At 63.1% G+C, this 18032-nt stretch carries 17 protein-coding genes; 4 read left to right on the top strand and 13 right to left on the bottom strand.

What is annotated here, in order from left to right; all coding sequences use genetic code 11:
- Positions 1–62 precede the first annotated feature (62 nt).
- Both NKI85_RS22195 and NKI85_RS22190 read left to right on the top strand, forming a co-directional pair.
- Positions 63–719, top strand: coding sequence for a GntR family transcriptional regulator (locus NKI85_RS22195; RefSeq protein ID WP_352527014.1), 657 nt, complete (start codon positions 63–65; stop codon positions 717–719).
- Between the two features lie 60 nt (positions 720–779).
- The gene (locus NKI85_RS22190; RefSeq protein ID WP_352527070.1) at positions 780–1853 is read left to right on the top strand and encodes a Gfo/Idh/MocA family protein; all 1074 of its coding nucleotides are present in this window, start codon (positions 780–782) and stop codon (positions 1851–1853) included.
- Positions 1854–1883: 30 nt separating this feature from the next.
- On the opposite strand, the gene NKI85_RS22185 is transcribed toward NKI85_RS22190, so the two are convergent.
- The 13 genes from NKI85_RS22185 to NKI85_RS22125 all read right to left on the bottom strand — a co-directional run bounded on the left by NKI85_RS22185 (position 1884) and on the right by NKI85_RS22125 (position 15865).
- On the bottom strand, positions 1884–2942 hold the full coding sequence (locus tag NKI85_RS22185; RefSeq protein WP_352527013.1) for an ABC transporter ATP-binding protein: 1059 nt from the start codon (positions 2940–2942) through the stop codon (positions 1884–1886).
- A 36-nt stretch (positions 2943–2978) separates the two neighbouring features.
- Positions 2979–3800: a carbohydrate ABC transporter permease gene (locus tag NKI85_RS22180; protein WP_352777901.1), complete on the bottom strand. Its 822-nt coding sequence runs from the start codon at positions 3798–3800 to the stop codon at positions 2979–2981.
- Positions 3801–4703, bottom strand: coding sequence for a carbohydrate ABC transporter permease (locus tag NKI85_RS22175; protein ID WP_502896139.1), 903 nt, complete (start codon positions 4701–4703; stop codon positions 3801–3803).
- A 35-nt stretch (positions 4704–4738) separates the two neighbouring features.
- Entirely contained in the window at positions 4739–6076 is a 1338-nt protein-coding gene (locus NKI85_RS22170; protein WP_352527011.1) for an extracellular solute-binding protein, read from the bottom strand.
- A gap of 62 nt (positions 6077–6138) precedes the next feature.
- Entirely contained in the window at positions 6139–6798 is a 660-nt protein-coding gene (locus NKI85_RS22165; protein ID WP_352527010.1) for a GntR family transcriptional regulator, read from the bottom strand.
- Positions 6799–6837: 39 nt separating this feature from the next.
- Positions 6838–7722 (bottom strand): dihydrodipicolinate synthase family protein, encoded by an 885-nt coding sequence (locus NKI85_RS22160; protein ID WP_352777899.1) that lies wholly within the window; start codon positions 7720–7722, stop codon positions 6838–6840.
- Between the two features lie 204 nt (positions 7723–7926).
- The gene (locus NKI85_RS22155; RefSeq protein WP_352527008.1) at positions 7927–9726 is read right to left on the bottom strand and encodes an ABC transporter ATP-binding protein; all 1800 of its coding nucleotides are present in this window, start codon (positions 9724–9726) and stop codon (positions 7927–7929) included.
- The gene (locus NKI85_RS22150) at positions 9723–10667 is read right to left on the bottom strand and encodes an acetamidase/formamidase family protein (protein WP_352527007.1); all 945 of its coding nucleotides are present in this window, start codon (positions 10665–10667) and stop codon (positions 9723–9725) included. The genes NKI85_RS22155 and NKI85_RS22150 overlap by 4 nt, the downstream gene beginning before the upstream one ends.
- Positions 10657–12303, bottom strand: a complete 1647-nt coding sequence (locus NKI85_RS22145) for an ABC transporter substrate-binding protein (RefSeq protein WP_352527006.1) — start codon at positions 12301–12303, stop codon at positions 10657–10659. The genes NKI85_RS22150 and NKI85_RS22145 overlap by 11 nt, the downstream gene beginning before the upstream one ends.
- A gap of 32 nt (positions 12304–12335) precedes the next feature.
- Positions 12336–13256 (bottom strand): ABC transporter permease, encoded by a 921-nt coding sequence (locus NKI85_RS22140; RefSeq protein ID WP_352527005.1) that lies wholly within the window; start codon positions 13254–13256, stop codon positions 12336–12338.
- Entirely contained in the window at positions 13253–14119 is an 867-nt protein-coding gene (locus tag NKI85_RS22135; protein WP_352527069.1) for an ABC transporter permease, read from the bottom strand. Before NKI85_RS22135 ends, NKI85_RS22140 begins: the two co-directional genes overlap by 4 nt.
- A gap of 19 nt (positions 14120–14138) precedes the next feature.
- Positions 14139–14741 (bottom strand): ANTAR domain-containing response regulator, encoded by a 603-nt coding sequence (locus NKI85_RS22130; protein ID WP_352527004.1) that lies wholly within the window; start codon positions 14739–14741, stop codon positions 14139–14141.
- Positions 14738–15865, bottom strand: a complete 1128-nt coding sequence (locus NKI85_RS22125) for a transporter substrate-binding protein (RefSeq protein ID WP_352527003.1) — start codon at positions 15863–15865, stop codon at positions 14738–14740. The genes NKI85_RS22130 and NKI85_RS22125 overlap by 4 nt, the downstream gene beginning before the upstream one ends.
- Before the next feature lie 383 nt (positions 15866–16248).
- On the opposite strand from NKI85_RS22125, the gene NKI85_RS22120 reads away from it, so the two are divergent.
- Both NKI85_RS22120 and NKI85_RS22115 read left to right on the top strand, forming a co-directional pair.
- On the top strand, positions 16249–16908 hold the full coding sequence (locus tag NKI85_RS22120) for a N5-glutamine methyltransferase family protein (RefSeq protein ID WP_352527068.1): 660 nt from the start codon (positions 16249–16251) through the stop codon (positions 16906–16908).
- Complete coding sequence (locus NKI85_RS22115; RefSeq protein WP_352527002.1) at positions 16905–18020, top strand: hypothetical protein; 1116 nt, start codon at positions 16905–16907, stop codon at positions 18018–18020. Before NKI85_RS22120 ends, NKI85_RS22115 begins: the two co-directional genes overlap by 4 nt.
- The last annotated feature ends 12 nt before the right edge of the window (positions 18021–18032 follow it).

Raw genomic sequence — 18032 nt, 5'->3', positions numbered from 1 at the left:
ATCCCGGCCACCGATCGAGCCAGATGCGCGGCCCCTTGCCCGTGCACTTGCAGACCAGCGAAATGCTGATCCGCGAAATCGCCGCCGGACGGCTGGCCGACGGGGCGCGGCTGCCGCCCGAGCGCGAGATGGCCGCGAGCCTGGGGATCGCCGTCGGCACGCTCAGGCGGGCGCTTGCAGATTTGACCGAAAAGGGGCTTCTCGACCGCATCCAGGGGTCGGGCAACTATGTGCGGGCGCGCGGCGATTTGCTCGGGATCTATGCCTTCTTTCGCCTGGAGCGCATCGGCGGTGGCGGCCTGCCAAGCGCCGACGTGCTGTCGGTCGAGCGGCTGCCCAAGCCCGCCGACCTGCCGCAATTCGGCAGCGAAGTCGAAGCCCACCGTATACGCCGGCTGCGGCGGCTCGACGGCGAGCCGGCCGCGGTCGAGGAGATCTGGCTCGACGTCAGCCGCGCCGAGCGGCTCGAGCGCGAGGATCTGTCGGAATCGCTCTATCTGCACTACCGGCTCGCGCTCGGCTTCTCGATCGTTCGTGCCGAAGACCATGTTGCCCTCGCGCCTGCGCCGGACTGGGCTCCTCTCGAGTTCAGGCCGCCGCCAGGGATGGTTGTGGGTTTCATAGAACGTATCGCCTGGGCTGGCGACGGTGCCAGCGCAGAGTATTCCCGCAGCTGGTTCGATCCGGGCGCGGCGCGGTACGTCACGCGTTTCAGATAGGCCGGAGGAAGACGCCGGGTGACCAAATCATCGATCGGCTACGGCATCATCGGCTGCGGCATGATGGGCCGGGAGCACATCCGCAACATTGCCCTGTTGCCTGACGCGCATGTGGCCGCGATCTTCGAGCCGGACCCCGTCATGTTGGCAGCGTCGCTGGCGATGGCGTCGGGGGCGCGATCGGCGGCATCGATCGCCGAACTGCTGGCCATGGACGAGGTGGACTGCGTTTTAATTGCCAGCCCCAACCACCGTCACCTCAGTCAGATGGAGGAGATCGCCGCACTCCGACCACTGCCGGTGCTGGTGGAAAAGCCGCTCTTTACCGACGCCCCCGACGAGGGGTGGATCGCGGCGCTGAAAGCTCGGCTTCCGCTCGTCTGGGTGGCCATGGAATACCGCTATATGCCCCCGGTCGCCGAATTCATCGAGCAGGCGCGCCACGCCACCGGCGGCATCCGCATGCTGACGGTCCGCGAGCACCGCTTCCCCTTTCTGGCCAAGATCGGCGACTGGAACCGCTTCAACCGCAACACCGGCGGCACGTTCGTCGAGAAGTGCTGCCACTTCTTCGATCTGATGCGGCTGATCCTCGAATCCGACCCTGTCCGTGTGATGGCGAGCGCGGGACAGGCCGTAAACCATCTCGACGAAAGCTATGGCGGTGAGAGGCCGGATATTCTCGACCATGGCTACGTGCTGGTTGACTTCGCGAGCGGCGCGCGCGCCATGCTAGAACTGTGCATGTTCGCCGAGGGCAGCCGCTACCAGGAGGAACTTTGCGCTGTCGGCAGCAACGGAAAGATCGAATGTCTGGTGCCGGGACCGGGTCGCTTCTGGCCGACCCACCTTGGCCCCGCGCCAGTGCCCCAGTTGATCGTTAGCCCTCGCAATCCGCCTGGACCACGCCTGCTGGAGATTCCCGTCGACCCCCGGCTGCTCGAGGCAGGCGACCATAACGGCTCGACCTATTTCGAGCACGCCCGCTTCACCGCTGCGGTACGCGGACAGGGCAAAGTGGAGGTGACCTTGCAAGACGGCTGGTGGGCCGTCGTCATGGGCCTCGCCGCCCAGAGATCGGCCCGCGAAGGCCGCGCCATCGAACTCGCCGGTGAATTCGCGTTGCCGACCTAGGCTGACCACGACATCCACCGGACCGTCGAGTCAGATGCGCCGACCGGTTTCTGCGTCGAACAGATGCGCACATGCGCGGTCGATCTCGATCCGCACCCCTTCGCCTTGCTTGAGGGCAAGCCGCTCCCGGAAGAGGCAGGAGATTTCTTCACCGGAGCAGTCGACCCTGGCGAAGATTTCCGAGCCGGTCGCCTCGAGAAGCGTGACCGTACCCGGCATGCCCTGCCCGGTTGCCCGGATATGTTCCGGGCGAATGCCGTAGACGAGTTCGCGTCCTGCAGCATCCGCCGGGTGGGCACCTTCCGGCAGAGGCAGAATCAGCCCGCCGGCACTGCGGAAAACGCCCTCCTCGATGCGGCCGGCAATGAAGTTCATGGCGGGCGAGCCGACAAAACCGGCAACGAAGAGATTGGCCGGATGATCGTAGAGGTCCAGCGGCGCGCCGATCTGCTCGACCAGGCCGTCATGCAGCACGACGATCTTGTCAGCCATGGTCATGGCCTCGATCTGATCGTGCGTGACATAGATCGTCGTGGTACCCAGCCGCTGGTGCAGGGCCTTGATCTCGCCGCGCATCTGGACGCGCAATTTGGCGTCGAGATTGGAGAGCGGCTCGTCGAACAGGAAGACCTGCGGGTCGCGTACGATCGCGCGGCCCATCGCGACGCGCTGGCGCTGGCCGCCGGAAAGCTGGCGCGGATAGCGGTCAAGCAGCTTTTCCAGGCCGAGAATGCCGGCTGCCTTCCTGACACGGCCCGCGGTGTCGACCGGATCGGCCTTCTTGATCTTCAGGGCAAAGCCCATGTTGTCGGCGACCGTCATATGCGGATAGAGCGCATAGTTCTGGAACACCATGGCGATGTTCCGATCTCGCGCCCGCAGATTGTTGACCATACGCTCGCCGATGGCGATCTTTCCGCCGGAGATCGTTTCAAGTCCCGCAATCATACGCAAGAGCGTCGACTTTCCGCATCCCGACGGGCCGACCAGGATGACAAACTCGCCGTCGGCGATATCGACGCTGACGTCGTGAATGATCTTGGTTGCCCCGAAGGCCTTCTGCACGTTGTTGATCGTTACCGATGCCATTGGATCTTTCCTGGAAAAGAATGTCCGGGCGCGCCCTCAGCCGGCCTTGACGGCGCCGGCTGTCAGCCCGGCCACGATCTGCCTTTGCGCGAACATGGTCAGGATCAGCACCGGCAGCGTCACCACCAGCGCTGCCGCGGCGAGCGGCCCCCAGCTCACCTGCTCGTAGGACAGCATGTTGTAGACGGCGACCGGCAGTGTGCGCGTCTCTCGGCTGGCGAGCACCACGCCGAAGACGAAATTGTTCCATGAGAAAATGACGGACAGGATGAAGGCGACGACGATGCCCGGCTTGGCGATGGGCAGGGCGACCAGCCGGAACACCTGCCAGGAGCTGGCGCCGTCGATGTTGGCCGCCTCTTCCAGTTCCATCGGCGTGGTCTCGAAATAGCCGATCATCACCCAGACCACGATCGGCACCGTCACCACCAGGTGGATGATGATCTGCGGCCACAGCGTGCCGAGGATCCCGATCCACTGGAACAGCAGAAACAGCGGGATGAGATAGGATAGCCCGGGCGTCATGCGGGCTATCATGATGACGACCGCCGACCGTTCAGCCTTGAGCCGTGCGATGCCATAGCCCGCCGGCACGCCGATCAACAGCGCTAACAACGTGGCCGTGCCGGTCACCAGAACCGAATTCCAGAGATAGAGCAGGAAGTTATTCTCCTCGAACACTTTCACATAGTTCGACCAGGCGAAACGTTCGGGGATCAGGATCGGCGGATAGGCACCGTTGTCGATCTCGAATTTCAGCGACAACGAGATCATCCAGAGGAAGAACAGGATCGCCGGCGAGACGAAAACCAGGGCAGCGAAAAACAGACCGATCTGGTTGAGCAGCCGCGAACTCATCTATTTGCCCTCCGTATCGATCCACTGCGAGCGTTGGCGCAGCATTAGGAGGACAAAAGACAGGGCCACGATGACAATGAAGAACACCACGGCCATGGCCGAGCCGTAGCCGATATCGTAGTAGGAAAAGGCGGTGTTGTAGAGATAGATGTTGATGGTTTCCGAGGCCGTGCCCGGCCCGCCCTGGGTCATCGCGTAGATGATATCGAAGCTCTTCAGCGCATCGATCGTGCGGATGATGACCGCGATCATCAGGAACGGCGCGATCATCGGCAGAGTGAGATAGCGGAATTGCTGCCAGGCATTGGCGCCGTCGATCTCCGCGCTTTCGAAGGGCTCGCGCGGCACCGAGGCCAGCCCACCCAGCACGATCAGCATGACCAGCGGCGTCCACTGCCAGGTCTCGACCGCAACCAGCGACGGGATGACCGTGTTGGCATTGAAGATCCATTCCTGAGCCGGGATGCCGACCAGTGACAACAGGTAGTTGAGCACGCCAAGCTGGGGATGGAACATCATTGTCCAAACCAATGCCACGGCAACGGGTGTTGCCATCATCGGCATGACGAAGACGCCGCGCAGCAGGCCGCGCAACGGAAACCTGGCATCGAAGATCAGGGCGGCCAGAGTGCCCAGGAACATCGGCGCTGCAACCGAGAGGAAGGTGTAGGTCAATGTATGAACCAGAGATTCCCAAAACCGCGGATCGCTGGCCAACCGGAGATAGTTTTCCATCCCGGCAAAGCTCCGCGACTGGCCGAGCGTCCAGCGGTTGACGCTCATCCACAGCGTGAAAGCCCAGGGGAAGACGATGACGGCGCCGACGACGACGAGTGCCGGGACAACGAAAGGCCAGTAATTGGGAGCCAGCCGGATCGTCTGGCTCCCGTCGATAACCGGCATCGTCACCCCGGCTTGTTCTGGGGTGGTGGCCGACATCAGCCCTGCTCGCTCCTGTCGAGAACCGGCTGGAACTGCTCGGTGGCCTTCTTCAGCTCCGCGGCGGGATCGGCGGCGGCAATCATGTTGGTCAACGCCACGCCATAGATGTCGCGGAATTCAGTGACGGGGATGATGACCGGCAGCGCCAGCCGGCTGATATTGCCTGAGCCGATCACGGCATCAAGCCAGCTTGCCGGCATGGTGACGCCTTCGCGCACCTTGGGATCCTCCAGCACGGATTTGCGGAACGGAACGCCAGCGCCGGCCTGCAACAGCCGCGCGCCCATGGCTGGCGATACGGCCCACTGACAGAACAGATAGGCGGCCTCCTTCTTCTCGCTGGCGGCGGTAACGCCAATCCCGTCGCCGAAGGTGCCCGAGGCATGCGCCTTGGGACCCTTGGGCATGACGCCGTAGCCGACCTTGCCGACCACTCTCGATTTTTCCGGGTTTTCCATCGGCGGGGCAAAACCCACGCCATCGAGCCACATGCCGATCTTGCCTTGCAGGAAGGCCGACTGTGCTTCGGCCCAATTGAACCCGGTGACGCCCGGAGGGGCGGACTTGGTCATCAATTTTTGATAGAGGGCAGCAGCCTCGATCGCCTCGGGAGCCTCGGTGCGCAGCTTCCCCTTGTCGTCGAGCGGCGTCACGTCGTAGCCGAGCATCAACGACGTCCACACCGGCGTGTTTGCGTTCTTGAGCCCGCGGGCGACGAAGCCGTATGTGTTGGTCGACGGGTCGGTCAGCGCTTCGGCGGCGGCCACCAGTTGCTCGAACGTCTCGGGGTATTTGAGGCCTTTGGCCTCAAACAACTCCTTGTTCCAATAGAGGATCCAGTAATCCACCGAGAAGGGTAGCGAGCGCAGCACGCCCTGGCCGTCCTTGGCAAACAGCATGCCGGCCTCGGCGAAGTCGCTTTCGACCAGCCCCGGGTCGGTGAGCGACGGGTCTGCGAGATAGCCGGCGATGTCGGCCAGCCAGCCACCCTTTTCAAACTGGCGCTTCTGCACGTGGTAGCTCAGATGCACGACGTCGAAGCTCGGCTTGCCCGAGCTCAACTCGATTACGGTCTTCTGGCGCTGCTGCTGCTCGGGCGTGGCCTCGGCATTGACCTTGATGCCGGTCAGTTCCTCGAATTCGGCGAGATATTTCAGGATGGTGTCGCTGCGCGGACTTTTCACCAGATTGACGTCAAGCGTCGTCCCGGCAAAGCGTTTCCAGTCGACGCCTGCGGCAAAGCTGGGGCGGAGTCCCACAAGCCCGGCAGCGGTAAGCGCCGCGGTTCCTGCAAGGAGTTGCCTCCTGGTTGGGTTGAACGGATTGGACGACATTTTTTCCTCCCGGGTTGCTGTCGTGTGCGTTGCATCGCGACCGCGGCGCGGCCTTCACTTCCTCAGATCTGGAGCGCCAGCCGGCGTGCATTGTCGATATGCACACTGATCGCTTCAACCGCTTTTTGCGGCTTGCGGCTCTCCATGGCTTCGATAACTGCCAAATGTTCGCGCATCACCGGCACCACACGACCGTCGATGCGGAAACGCTCCTGGTGGATCAGCCGGATTTTCACCGAGTTGACCAGATAGGCCTTGGCGATAATCTCGTTGCCCAGCGCATTGATGAAGGTGTCGTGCATGGCCCAGTCGACGTTCTGGGCCTTGGCTTCCATTTCCGATGTCGGCGCTTGCAGCAGGGCTTGAGCCAGCATCTCCTCATGTTCGCGCCGCATGCGGGCAAGTTCGGCATCTGAAGCGCTGACCGTAAATAGCGCCACTGCCTCGCGTTCCATGAATAGCCGAAACTGAAAAGCCTCGCGGATCAGATTGATGTCGATATGCGCGATCTGCATGCCGCGCTGCGGGATGGTGGTCAGCAGTCCCTCGGCCTCGAGACGCGGGACGATCTCGCGAATGGCGCCCAGCGGCAGCCCGGTGAAAGCGACCAGTTCGCGCTGAGACACGAACTGCCCCGGCCGCAGATCGCGGGCCAGCAAATGCCGCGTGAAGCTGGCATAGGCTTTCTCCCGGAGAGTGATCGGTTCGCTGCCGTCTTCCAATTCAGCTCGCTTCCTTTGTCAGTCAACTGGCTTTGTCGATCAGGCCGGCTCTGTCGCAAACAGCCTGTCGTAGGCAGCAGCAAGCTGTCGCTGTCCTTGCGGGCCGATCGCCTCCAGGGGCGGGCGGACCGCCAGCCAGCGCTCGTCGCCGGTCTTGCGCGCCACCATGACCTTCACCGCCGGCGTGACCGGATATTTGAGCAATTCAAGCACGAAGTCCTCGACGCGGGGATCGTCGCGGCCGTCTTCGACCATTGCACGGATTTCGCCGGTAACAAAATTAGCCATGCCGGAAATCGCACCCTGTCCACCGTGGCGCACGCTTCTCGCCAGATGCCGTTCGTCGCCGATCAGGATCACCAGATCGCCGTGCGCTTCAAGCAGCGCCTCACTGTAGCTCCAATCCCCGCCGGAATCCTTCACCCCGGCCACCGCAGCGGGAAAGGCGGCGCGCAGCCGGCCGATCAGCCCAAGCGGGAGCGGCACCATGGTGACAGAAGGGATGTTATAGAGGAGGACGTCACGAGCCAGCGGACCGAGTGCGGCGAAGACGGCGGAAAACCATCCGAACAGCCCTTCCTCGCCGACATTCTTGAAGTAGCTCGGCGGAGCGAGCAGAATGTTGCGAACGCCGTGCTGCAAAGCGTACCGAGCCTGATCGGCGGCGTCTTCGGCCGCATCGACCAGCACTCCGGCCACGAGCTGATGTGCCGGAATACCGGCCGCCAGCATGGCTTCGGTGACGACCCGCCGCTCGTCCGTGCCCACCGAGGCGCCTTCCCCGGTGGTGCCGAACAACGTCGCGCTGCTGCAGCCGGCGCCAAGGCAGGCCCGGGCGTGCGCGATCATCGGCGGGAGAGCTATCTGTCCCGACGCGTCGAAGGGTGTGGTGAGAGCAACCGAAAGACCAAAGCGGGAAGCCAACGCGATCTCCGTTTAAATCAATGTGCGCGTAGTGCTAGCACACTAACATGTTAGATGTAAACTGGCGATCTTCCGAACTGATCGCTGCCGAACGGCGCTGCCGCGGCGGCGCCATCGCCGATCACATCCTACCGCCCGAGCATCACACATGCTGCTGTCCCCGAGCCTCCGCGGGATTGGCTGGACAACGCAGCCTAAGCTCGATCAGGTGGCGACGAGGTGGCCGTTGCCAACGTCTTCAAGCTTGAGTTTCGAGGGCTCCTCGCCGACACGCCGGATAGCGCTTGGAATTTCGCTGTCCAGACGCGCGAACCGGGCGCGGCGCTGGCCTCGATCGGGAACCGGAACGGCTTCGATCAGCCGCTTTGTGTAAGGATGCCTCGGATTGGAGAAGATCTGGTCGCGGGTGCCCATCTCGACGATCTGCCCCAGATACATCACCGCCACGCGATCGGAGATGTTCTCCACCACTGCCATATCGTGTGAGATGAAGAGATATGCGACGCCGAATTCGCGCTGCAGCTCCTTCAGCAATCTTAACACGCGCGCCTGCACCGACACATCGAGAGCAGAGACGCTTTCGTCGGCAATGATCAGCTTTGGTCGCAGCGCCAGCGCCCGTGCAATGCAGATTCGCTGGCGCTGGCCGCCGGAGAATTCGTGAGGATAGCGCTCCATCTGGTCAGCGGAGAGGCCGACACGTTCGAACAGGGCGGCAATCTGGGCGTGCCGTTGCTCCTTGTCGCCGATACCGTGGATCAGCAGAGGCTCGGCCACGAGATCGCCCACTCGCATGCGTGGGTCTAGGGACGCGAAGGGATCCTGGAAGATCATCTGCACATTGCGGCGTACAGCCTTGCGCTCCTTGCGACTGAGCGTCGACAGGTCCTGACCGCCGATTGAAATGCTGCCGGTGTAGGGTACCAGCCCGGCGATCGCCTTGGCCGTCGTCGACTTGCCGCAGCCGGATTCGCCGACCAGCGACAGGGTTTCGTGTGGCGCGATCGAGAAGCTGACGCCTTCGACCGCGTGCACTCTGCGGTCGACGCGGCCGAAGAAGCCGCCGCGCAGGTCGAAGCGGACGTGAAGATCGCTGACATCTACAAGCTCGGCCGGCATTTTAGCGGCATCTTGTCGGTCTTCGGCCGTCCGTTCGCCGCCGATGCGCGGCACCGCCGCCAGAAGCTCGCGCGTATAGTCAGCTTGCGGGCGGGTGAAAATGTCGGCCGCTCTGCCCTGCTCGACCATCCGGCCATCGCGCATGATAATGACACGGTCCGCCATCTCGGCGACGACGCCCATGTCGTGCGTAATTAGGATAACGCTGGTGCCGTGCTCGCGCTGCAGGTCCCGCAGCAGCTCCAGCACCTCGCCCTGAACCGTGACGTCGAGAGCGGTGGTCGGTTCATCGGCGATCAGCACGTCCGGGTTCAGGGCCAAAGCCATGGCAATCATCACGCGCTGCCGCATGCCGCCTGAGAGCTCGTGCGGATATTGCTCGAGCCGCCGTTCCGCATCCGGAATTCGCACTGCCTTCAGCGCCTCGAGCGCCCTCAGCCGCGAGTTGGAGCGCGACAGCGAGGTGTGGGCCTCGATCGCTTCTGTGAGCTGCCGTCCGACGGAAAGAACCGGATTGAGCGACGTCATCGGCTCCTGAAAGATCATGGCAATGCGGTCGCCTCGGATGCGGCGCATGCGGCTCTCACTGAGCGCCGCGAGATCCTGATCGCCGAGTTGGATGGAGCCTGATCTGATGCGTGCCGCCGGCTGCGGCAGCAAGCCCATGATGGCCAGCGCCGTCATCGACTTGCCGGAACCGGACTCGCCAGCAATGCAAAGCGTCTCGCCGCGCATCAGGCCGAATGTCAGGCCGGAAACGACGTCGCGATCGCCCTCATCGCCACGCACGGCGACGGTCAGACCTGAGACGCTGAGAACCGGCCTGACAGAGCCACTCTCCGCGGCGGTCTGCCCGGGTGGTTTGGTGTCCTCCGCCACCTTCATTCGAAAACGCAGCGGGGAAAGTAGAAGGAAACCACCCAATTGGGCATGTCGACGATCTCACTGATGCGCAGGTCGCCGCAAACCGACACGAGCATATAGGCGTCTACCGGATCCATGCCGTAGCGGCCGGAGAGCAGGTCGACCATCTGGGAGACGGCGCTCTTGGCGCCGTCCATCAGATCCGGCCCGATGCCGGTTGTCACCTCGTAGCCCTTGGCGTCGAGATGCCGCGACACCGGACCCGGCGTCGTGAAACGAGGGGTTCGCAGCCGGGCATCCTTGACCAGATCGAGTGTCAGCACGGCGTTCATCGGGCTCTCGATCGCCGTGCCGCAGACCTCGCCGTCGCCCTGCGCGGCGTGTGTGTCGCCGACCGAGAACAACGCTCCCGGAACCTCCACGGGAAGGTAGAGAACCGTGCCGGCAGCGAGATCGCGAATGTCCAGATTGCCGCCCATGCGGCGCGGCGGGATCACCGAATGCAGGCCCGGCTCAGCCGGGGCGTTGCCGATGGTGCCGGCGAAGGGCTTGAGCGGCACCCGGCCGCTCTTGCCGAACAGCGCCGGTTGGAGCGAGACGGCGTCGTACTTCCAGAGGTTCAGCGCCGGCTGAGTGAAGTCATCCGTCAACAGACCGAACCCCGGGATGTTCGCGGTCCAGCCGAAGCCGGACGGCTTGAACGCCTCGATGGTGATCTTCAGGGCATCGCCCGGCTCCGCCCCGTCGACATAGATCGGCCCAGTAACCGGATTCACCTTGGCGAAGTCGAGCAGAGCAACGTCGTCGACAGTGCTCTCCATCGTCAGCTGGCCGCCCGACGAATCGAGGCACTCGAACTCGATCGTCGACCCGGGCGCCACCCGTTCGGCCGGGACAAAGGAATTATCCCAGCCGAAATGATGGTGGCGCCCGTGGATGGTGTAGTCGCAGTTATTGCACATCGGTCACATACACATTGTCGTAGTTGATCGGGATATGGACCGGGTCGACATAGAGGTTGTCAGCGCCGCCCATGCGGGTGGATTTCATGGTGAAACGCTGCTCGTTGAACACCGGCGCCCAGGGCGCGTCGTCCATGATCTTGCCGTAGATCGCACTCCACATCTTGGCGCGTTCGCCGGCCTTGGCCGGGTCGACGACCGAGTCGGCCTCCGCCGCCTTGCTGTCGAGATCCTTGTTGCAATACCACGACCAATTCCAGCCGCCGGGAACGGCACCGGCGCAGCCGAGGATCGGTCCGTAGAAGTTGGACGGATCGGGGAAGTCGGCGATCCAGGCCATGCCGCCGGACCAGATCATCGGCGCACCGGCTTTGTCGCCGCCGGCGGCGATGACGTTGGCCTGGGCCAGCGCCTGGATGCTGGCCTTGATGCCGACCGCCGCCAGATCCTGCTGGATCGCCTGGGCAATGCGCGGGTTGGGGTCGGTATTCATGGCAAACAGCTGCGTGTCGAAGCCGTCGGGGTGGCCGGCCTCGGCAAGCAGCGCCTTGGCCTGTGCCACGTCATAGGGATAGCCCTTGAACGTCTTGTCATAGCCGGGCATCGACGGTGGCAGCGGCTGGTTCGCGGGCACCGCGCGGTTGTTGATCAGCTGGACGATGCGCTCCTTGTTAATCGCCATGTTGACCGCTTGCCGTACCTTCACATTGTCGAAGGGCGCCATGGTGGTGTTCATGGTGATGTAGCCGGTGTGCAGCTGGCCGCCCTCGACGACGCGGGCCTTCTGCTCGGGATCGGCCATCACCTCCTGGAATTTGGCCGGCGGAATGCCGTCGCCGGGAACGTCGATCTCGCCCTTTTGCAGGCGCAGCAGCGCCACGATCGGCTCCTGGCCGATCTCGAAGGTGATCTTGTCGAGATGCGGCAGGCCCTTGTGCCAGTAATCCGGGTTGCGCTCGAAGACCACACGCTGGCCAAGCGTCCATTCGGCGAGCTTGAAGGCGCCGGTGCCGACCGGATGCTTGCCAAAATCCGCGCCGTATTTCTCGACCTCCTCCTTCGGCACGACATGCGAGAAGTTGATGGCCATGACATGCAGGAAGGTAGCGTCGGGCCGGGTCAGTTCAAACTTGATCGTGTAGGGATCGACGACGGTGATGCCCGCCAGGCTTTCCGCCTTGCCGGCGGCGATATCGTCATAGCCCTTGATCGAGCCGAAGAAGCCGGCGCCGGGGCTCTGGGTCTTTGGATTGGTGACCCGGTCGAGCGAATATTTCACGTCGTCGGCCGTCATCTCGCGGCCATTGTGGAACTTCACTCCGTGGCGCAGCTTGAAGGTGAAGGTCTTGCCGTCGGGCGCAATCTCGTAGCTCTCGGCGAGGTCGGGCCGCAGGTTGGTGGTGCCCGGCTCGTAGTCCATCAGCCCGTCGAACAGGCTCTTGATCATCGACCAGTTCTGCCAGTCATAGCCGATGGCTGGATCGAGCGTGGCGACGTCGTCCTTGTAGGTGATGGTGATCGCGCCGCCCTGCTTGGCATTCGGATCGACGGCATCTTCGGCGCGCACGCTTGTCATGCCAAGCAGCACCAGCGCAAGCGCCGATGCCGTCACGGTCGATATCAAATAGTTTCTCATGTCATGTTCCCTTTCTCTGGTTTTCTTGGTTTTCATCTGAGCTTGATGCGTGGATCGATGAACGGTGCGACGGTGTCGGCCAGGAGATTGCCGAGCACGATGGCGAAGGCCGAAACCAGGGTGACCCCCATGATGATCGGAATGTCGATGCGCTGGATGGCCTGCCAGGCAAGCTGGCCGATACCTGGCCAGCCGAACACGCTTTCGACGACCACGATGCCGCCCATGAAGATGCCGATGTCGATGCCGATCATGGCGATGACCGGGAGGATGGCGTTGGGCAGCGCGTGGCGAAAGATGATGGCGCTGCGCGCAAGGCCCTTGGCACGCGCGGTGCGCACGTAATCCTGGCGCAGCACGTCGATCATCGACGAGCGCATCATGCGTGCGTACCAGCCGGCGCCGAGAATTCCCATGGTCAGTGACGGCAGCACCAGATGCCGCCAGGTGCCGTAGCCGCCGATCGGGAACCAGCTGAGCCGCACCGCGAACACATAAAGCAGCAGCAAACCGACGACGAATTGCGGCGCCGAAACGCCGACGAAGGAGGCGACCATCAGCGACTGGTCGGTGGCGGTGCCACGCTTGACGGCCGCGATGAGGCCCATCGTCAGGCCGATCACGACCTCGCAAGCGATAGCACCGACCATCAGTAGCAGGCTTGCCGGCAGCCGTGAAATGATGAGCTCAGTCACCTCGGAACGCTGGATGTAGGAGCGCCCGAGATCACCGCTGAGCAGCCTGGTCAGGTAGTGCCAGTACTGGACGACAAAGGGCTGGTCGAGGCCGAGCTGCCGGCGGATGTTCTCGACCGTCTCGGGCGTGGCGCTGCGGCCGGCGATCTGGCGGACGGGATCGGCGGGCAGCAGATAGAGCAGTGCAAAGGTGATCAGAGAGACGCCGAGCAAGATGAGCACGGACTGGACAACGCGGCGGCCGAGATAGGCGATCATGCCCGGCCCCTTTGCGTCGGATCGAGGATGTCGCGCAGCGCATCACCGACGAGGTTGAAGGCCAGCGCCAGCGCCAGGATCGCCGTACCCGGAAAGAAGACCAGCCAGGGCGCTGCCTGGAAGTACGTCTGGTTTTCGAAAATGATGTTGCCCCAGGATGCGGTCGGCGGCTGCACGCCGATGCCGAGATAGCTGAGCGTCGCTTCCAGAAGCACCGTGGTCGAGATGCCGAGCGTGCCCCAGACGATGATCGTCGGCACCAGGTGCGGCAGGATATGGCGAAACAGGATGCGTGGGGCGCTTGCCCCGATGGTACGCTCGGCGTCGATGAACTCGCGCTCGGAGAGCGAGCTTGTCTCGGTGTAGATGACCCGGGCGGTCTGTACCCAGTTCACCAGTGCGATCACCATGGCGACGATCCACAGGCTCGGCTGGAGCACTGCCGCCAGGCAGATGGCAAGCAGCAGCGCCGGGAAGGCCATCATCAAATCGGTGAAGCGCATAAGCGCACTGCCGATCCAGCCGCGGAAATAGCCGGCGGTGATGCCGATCAGCGTGCCAATCAGAAGCGCCACGCCATTGGCGACGATGCCGATGATCAGCGAGGTGCGCGCGCCGAAGAGAAGACGGGTCAGGAGGTCGCGGCCAAGCAGATCGGTGCCCAGCCAGAATTGGGCGCCCGGCGGCATTGGCGCGCCTTCAAGGGTGAGCCCGTCGAACATCTGCTCGTTGGGATCGTAGCCTGTCAGCCACGGTGCAAGGACGGCGCCGACCACGACGAGGGCAATGATCACCAGGCCGAGCAACGCCAGAGGCCGTTTTAGCAGACGTCGCCAGAGGCCAGCGTGCGGCTTGGCCGGCATGCGCCGGGTGGCGGAAAGCTCAGGCGCGATCGGATTGGTCATCGTCGCCTTCTTCTTGCGTCCTTGCCACGATCCGGCGTGCGGCTTCCTCGACGCTGATTTGCCAGCTCATCGCCAGTGAGCGGAGCTGCGCATAGGCGCGACCGTCCTCGGCGCCCTTCGATAAGACCTCCACCGCGCGCACGATGGTCTGGCGCTCGGCGACCCGCTGACGAAGCGAGGCGATCTCGCTGGCCAGAAGCTTGCGCGCCTCGAAACTCTGCCTTGCGATCAAAAGCGCGCTATAGACGCCGGCATTGCCGACCGGCTTCAGCAGCTGGGCATCAGCTTTGTGCGACAGTGCCCATTCAACGCGGCCCGGCGCCTCGGAGCCGATCAGCGCTATCAGTGGCATCGGTGCCTCGCCCGGCTTCCAAGGGAATTGCTCGTCAAAGCCGAGATCGACGTCGAAGAAAACGAAGTCTGCCGCCAAAGCTTCGGCCGGCAGTTCCGGCCAAAAGCCAATCGTCTCAAGGCCGATGGCCGACAATTGCCGCGTGATCGCCTGCACGATCGGATGTGGACGATGCAGGACAAAAGCCTTGGCGCCTCCGAGATTCGGGATGCGCGGCATCTTGCTCACGACACCACCCGCAGGCGCGGCTGCCCGAACGTCTCCGTCCGGTCATAGCGGGAAAGGTAGGGATCGGGTGCCACGCCCTTCGTCAGCGTGACCGTCTTGAACGATGTCCCTTCGATACGTCCGATCTGCACCGGCAAGGTAGCGTGCTGGGTTTGCGGATCGATAGCGATGTCGCCCAGCGGCGTTCGAAATGATGTTCCGGCAAAGACCTTGGGAAGGTCCATCCACTGTGCATCGGAGTTGCGGGTGAGTATCTCGGCGAGCGTGCGCACCGAGGCATAGGCAGCCGCCTCGAAGGATGAGGCAGGCATAACGGAAGACACCAAAGCCGCTCCGCGATCCGCTACCGAGATGTCGTGAAAATAGGGCCCAACGGAAAGATGGCCATCGCCGGCCCCGTTGAGCGCCGGCAATTCGCATTCCGTGAGATTGCAGGACAGGATCGGGCAACGCTCCGGCCTGAAATGCGGATCGCGCCGGCCAAGCTCGGCATAAGCGGCGATGAAGGCATAGGAAGAAGAGCCGATGAGATTGTTCAGAACGAAATCAGGTCTCGTCGCTTGGATCTCTGCGATCAGCCTCGCAACATCGACCTCGCCGAGCGGCAGATAGCGTTCCCCCAGCACCTTGCCGCCGGCGTCCGCAATCAGGTCGCGCGCCACGCGGTTGGTCTCCCAGCCCCAGATGTAGTTTGAACCGAGCAGGAAGCCGTCGGCGCCGAAACGAGGCACGACATAGGCAAGCAGCGGGACGAGATGCTGATTGGGGCAGGCGTGCGTGTAGACGACATGCTCGTTGGCTTCAAAGCCCTCGTAGGGGCAGGCGTACCAGAGCGTGCCGCCTGCCCTTTCCAGGATCGGAATGACCTCCTTGCGGCTCCACGAGGTGATGCAGCCAATGATGTGGCGCGCGCCGCTGTTGGCGAGAATGTCCGCGCAGCCGGTTGCATACCGATCGATGTTGCCCTGCGGGTCGCGCTCGACCGGGACGAATTCGAACGGGATCGCGGGATCGGTGTTGACGTCGGCAATGGCGTTTATCGCGCCCGCACGGCAGGATTCGGACAGCAGCCGGTAGTTGCCGGACCGCGAGTAGAGAATGCCGATCTCGATATGCGGTTTCAAACAAAGCCCCAAATGACAATGCCCCGCAGCCGCCGCCGCAAAGGGCGAGGCATACGAGGCATTCTTGCCGTCCGGCGACCAGAGCCGGTATTTGTCCTTACCGTATTACGCCGTCGCCCCTAGTCAAGAGCCGCCACGCGAAACTTTGGGCAGCCGCAATGACGGCGTGGAATGCGTGATCAAATCCATGTCCGCTGAGCCGCGCCGACAAACCCCGGTTCGCTATCATTCAAGGCAAGGACTTTAATATCGGTTTACCTGAATCTGCTAGCAGCTATGACGCCCGTTTTCGTCGGTTCAGCAAAGGGTCCACCTTGCAGCAGCATTTCACCTCTCCGCTCGGTCACCCGAGCGATCGCAACTGGCCGAGGTTGCACCGCTTCATGGGGGTCGAACTGGAGCTCACGCCCGATGTACTCGTGCCGAGAGAGGAAACGGAACTGCTTGGCCGAGAGGCCGAAGCCATGCTTCGCGAACGAGCAGGCGAAGCGATCCTGATCGACATGTGCTGCGGTAGTGGCAATCTGGCAATCGGGATCGCGAACGCTTGTCCGCGGGTTCGGGCATGGGCAGCGGACTTGACCGACAGCACGGTTGCGCTTGCCCGCCGCAACGTTGCACGTCTCGCCTTGCAAGACAGGATTACGATTCGGCAAGGCGACCTGTTTGCCGCGCTCGGGGGCGACGATCTAGAAGATGCCGTCGACATGATCGTGTGCAATCCGCCCTACATTTCGTCATCCCGCGTCGAGGGCGAAAGCGTGCACCTGCTGGAGAATGAACCCCGCGAGGCTTTCGATGGAGGCCCTTATGGCATTTCGATCCTTCAAAGGCTGGTCCGCGAGGCCGCAGCCTTCCTCAAGACGGGCGGATGGCTGTTGTTCGAGTTCGGGGAAGGCCAGGATCGCCAGGTAGCTGCCCTTTTGTCGAGAACGAAATCCTACGAACACCCGACGTTCGCCGCGACGGCCGATGGGACGCCTCGCGTCGCCATCGCCCGGAAACTCGGCGGGCTGGATTTCGGTGCCGGGAGCCGGGCTTGAGCCTCATTCGCGCCTTGGAGGGCGCCGACCTTCCGGCAGTCGCGAACATGTTCCAACGCGTGCTGCTGAGACAACGGACCGAAGCGCCGGCCTCTCTCGTCGAATACATGAGACGGTTCTATCTGGACGCGCCCGCTTGCGGAGGCGATCTCCGGTCGCTTGTCCATGTCAACGATGCCGGTCATGTCTCCGGGTTCGTCGGCGTTCACGTATTGCCGATGACGTTCAACGGCCGACAATTACGCGCTGCTGTCTGTAGCTCGCTGATGGTCGAGGACCGTGAGCGCGACCCGATGGCCGGCGCACGCTTGCTGAAAGCCTACCTGGACGGTCCGCAGGACATCTCCTTCAGCGAGACCGCCAATGATATTTCCGTGAAATTGTGGACCCGGCTGCGCGGCGTGGTCCTGCCGCAATACAGCCTTGACTGGGTACGCGTATTGCGCCCGGCGGCCTTCATGCTCAGCCTTTCCGCCAATCGCATGGCGCTTGCCAGAGTGCTCAATCCGCTGGCGCGTGCCGTCGACCGATTTTATTGCAGGCGAATGACGTCCAGCGAACGACGCTGGTCGGGCGTGGCGGTGGACGGGGCAGGCCACGGAGCCTTTCGGACCTCCGAAGTCGACAGCCACGCATTTGCCAAGCTCATCGAACCGTTTGCCACTCAATTCGCCCTGCGGCCGGACTGGACGGAAGGCCAACTCGACCACATCCTGACCGACGCGGCACAGAAGCCGGACCTGGGCGAGCTTGTCTACGTTTGCGTGACTTCGCCAGTCGGCACCAATGTCGGCGCTTTCGCCTATTACGCACGGAAGTATAAAATCGGTCGCGTGCTGCAGATCCTCGCCCTCCCCGGCCAGGCGGGCTCCGTGATAGACTGCCTGATCGATCATGCCGCCGCGCGCGGCGTCAGCGGCCTGCGCGGACGTATTCAACCTGCACTTCTGGAAGCGATGCTTGGACGACGCGTCGCTTTCCTGACCGTTGCCTCCACGGTGGTGCATTCACGTGATCCAGAGGTTCTGGACGCCATGAAGAACTCGCAAGTTTTCCTGAACGGGCTTGCGGGCGAGCAGTGGAGCCGGCTGATCGGTAGCCGCTTCACCTAAGGCGCTTTGGGA

Source organism: Mesorhizobium sp. M0571 (assembly GCF_040320985.1).
Classification (GTDB): domain Bacteria; phylum Pseudomonadota; class Alphaproteobacteria; order Rhizobiales; family Rhizobiaceae; genus Mesorhizobium.
The sequence above is the reverse complement of the archived record's forward strand: the minus strand, read 5'-3'. Positions and strand labels throughout refer to the sequence as shown.